Origin of the sequence: Flavihumibacter sp. CACIAM 22H1 (assembly GCF_001601815.1) — a bacterium.
Lineage (GTDB): Bacteria > Bacteroidota > Bacteroidia > Chitinophagales > Chitinophagaceae > Flavihumibacter.
The window spans coordinates 1-2,686 of the sequence record NZ_LUKG01000158.1 but is presented as its reverse complement, the minus strand read 5'-3'; the positions used below and the strand labels follow the sequence as shown (position 1 = coordinate 2,686).

The 2,686-nt window shown below is 44.6% G+C and carries 2 protein-coding genes; both read right to left on the bottom strand.

Annotated features, from left to right (window positions below):
• Positions 1-24: 24 nt before the first annotated feature.
• Entirely contained in the window at positions 25-1,398 is a 1,374-nt protein-coding gene (locus tag A1D16_RS21495) for an undecaprenyl-phosphate glucose phosphotransferase (RefSeq protein ID WP_290713750.1), read from the bottom strand.
• 29 nt (positions 1,399-1,427) lie between these two features.
• Positions 1,428-2,522, bottom strand: coding sequence for a UDP-N-acetylglucosamine 2-epimerase (non-hydrolyzing) (wecB, locus tag A1D16_RS21490; RefSeq protein WP_290713747.1), 1,095 nt, complete (start codon positions 2,520-2,522; stop codon positions 1,428-1,430).
• Positions 2,523-2,686 lie beyond the last annotated feature (164 nt).

Below are 2,686 nucleotides of genomic sequence, written 5' to 3'. Positions count from 1 at the left end.
AAGGGAATTAATCAAAAAGCATTTTTATCGCCTTTGACAGATAAAAAAGGCCGTCATCAGGATAATTTTAAGATCGAGTAACAAGGTCCAGTTTTCCATGTACCAGATATCGTGCTCAATCCGCTTCTGCAAGAACAGGTTATCCGTGATTTCGCCTCTGAATCCATTTACCTGCGCCCAACCGGTAACGCCTGGTTTAACAAAGTGACGAATCATGTACTGCTTATAGATATTTGCAAAGTCCTCTGTGTGTTTCAGCATATGCGGACGCGGCCCCACCACCGACATATCGCCCATAAATACATTGAAAAACTGGGGCAATTCGTCAATATTGGTTTTGCGCATAAACCGGCCGATTTTGGTAACCCTGTCATCATTACGGGTTACCTGTTTTTTATTGGCTTCATCGTTCATGCGAAGGCTTCTGAACTTAATACATAAAAAGGGCTGATTGCTTTTGCCTGAACGCATCTGAGTGAAAAATACCGGTCCTTTTGAGCTCAGTTTAATCAGAATGGCGATAATGGGTATCAGCCACGACAGTACAAAAAGGATTATGATACTGCTGAAGAAGATATCAAACAAGCGCTTTTTAATGCGGTTGCCGGTATCTTCCAGGGGCTCATTCCGAAGTGATAACACCGGGATATTATCCACAAAATCTACGTAAATATTCCGGTTTACAAAGATTTTATAATCGGGTACAAAGCGGAAATGAATAAACTGGCTTTCCGCCTGTTTAGCCAATTCATATAAGTCGGGGAAGTGTTCAGGTGCCAGCGTGGAATAAATTTCGGTAACCTTGTTTTGGACAACGAAAGGCATGATATCCTTAATTCCACCGGCAATGGGATGGCTGCTTTCCCCGGACAATCGTTCCTTGTCCTCGAAACAACCTGCCACATGAACAAATTTTGATTCTTCGTTGAAATAGCGGATAAGCCGCTTGCTAAGCTCATTATCCCCCACCACTACCACATTCTTCTGTAAGCGGAACCGGCTTCTCAAAAAGAAAATCAGCACGTTAAAAGCAATCCGGTTAATGCTGAGTAAAAGCGCAAAACCTCCGGCTACCAGCAGTATATACAGCCTGGAATACGGGTAATGATAGAGAAAAATAAATACAAAGAGGATCAGCAGGGTTACGAGGTAAGCCTTGATGGTTCGTTTGTAAAACCCTTCAAAATCAAGCCAGTCTTTGGCAATATAAGTACCCGTTAAATAAACAGCGGCCATCCATGCCAAGTTGATTACGGCAAAAAATACATGGTAAGCTCCCTGGTCAAATGCCTGGGCCCGGTCAACAAACAGACTTACCAGCACCAATACCAGGTTCAGGGAAACAATATCCCATAACCATAACATGGTGCGGTAAAAAACGTAGGAGAGTTTATTCATGGTTCAGGGTAAAAGATAAGGCGGAATCGTTAGGATTGATAAAGTTCTTCCAACTTTTTGACAATACGCACCGCTGTCTGGCCATCCCAAAGTGGGGGAACCTGCCCGGTTTTCCAGGTACCTGTCATTATTTTAGCCAGGTAAGGTTCCAGTTTGGTGGGGTCTGTACCAATTAATTCATTGGTTCCGAGCGTAACAGTTTCGGGTCTTTCCGTAGAATCGCGCATGGTCATACAGGGTACCTGCAATACGGTTGCCTCCTCGGTTATTCCGCCGGAATCCGTTATTACCGCCAGTGCATTTTTAACGAGGTATATAAACTCGAGATAAGGCATCGGTTCAGCCAGTACCAGCTTTGCATTATTGAACCCTATGCTGTCCAGTATTTTTTTGGTGCGGGGATGCACTGGAAAAATCACTGGAAGATCGCCGGTGCAACGCATTATTGTACCAAGCAGGTGTTCCAGGTTAGCCGGGTCATCGACATTAGCCGGGCGGTGCAGGGTTAATAAAAAATAGTTCTTGGCCGACAAACCGGCTGCCCCCCATAACTCAGGCTGGATCAGGCGATCCAGATTCTGGTACAGGGTATCGATCATCGTATTACCAACAAAATGGATCCTTTTTGCTTCTACTCCAGATTTTCTCAGGTGCTCATTTGCCACTTCGCTGGTCGTAAAAAAATGATCGGTGATGGAATCCGTAACGATCCGGTTGATTTCTTCCGGCATGGTCATATCGCCCGAGCGGATGCCAGCTTCCACGTGAACGGCATCGATACAAAGTTTTTTTGCGGTTATCGTACAAGCCATGGTAGAGGTAACGTCCCCCACCACTAAAATTAGCTGCGGCCGGTTTTCCATCAATTCCTTTTCAAAGCGGATCATGATGGCGGCTGTTTGTTCGGCTTGAGAACCTCCACCGGCTTCCAGGTTGGCATGTGGTTCCGGAATGCCCAGTTGTTCAAAAAAATCAGCACTCATTTTTTTATCATAATGCTGACCGGTATGTATTAACCGGTACTCTGTTTTAGAACCGGCAGCCTGGCTGGCATGAATTGCTTTGATAATCGGTGCAATCTTCATAAAATTAGGGCGTGCACCGGCAACTATTGTAATCTTCATGAATAGGTATTAGGGGGTTGAGGAGTAAACCTGGTCGTATTTATGGATCAACGAAACCGTATCATTAATATTGGTTTTGGAAGATGCACCGAATAAAATAGATTCGATATTCGGAAGACCGCATACATATTCAATAGCTTCTTTAGGAGATACGGCCCCACCTG

Bases quoted from the DNA above. Each gene is read 5' to 3' on its own strand.
- A1D16_RS21495 (WP_290713750.1), bottom strand. From the start codon at position 1,398: ATGAATAAACTCTCCTACGTTTTTTACCGCACCATGTTATGGTTATGG.
- wecB (WP_290713747.1), bottom strand. From the start codon at position 2,522: ATGAAGATTACAATAGTTGCCGGTGCACGCCCTAATTTTATGAAGATT.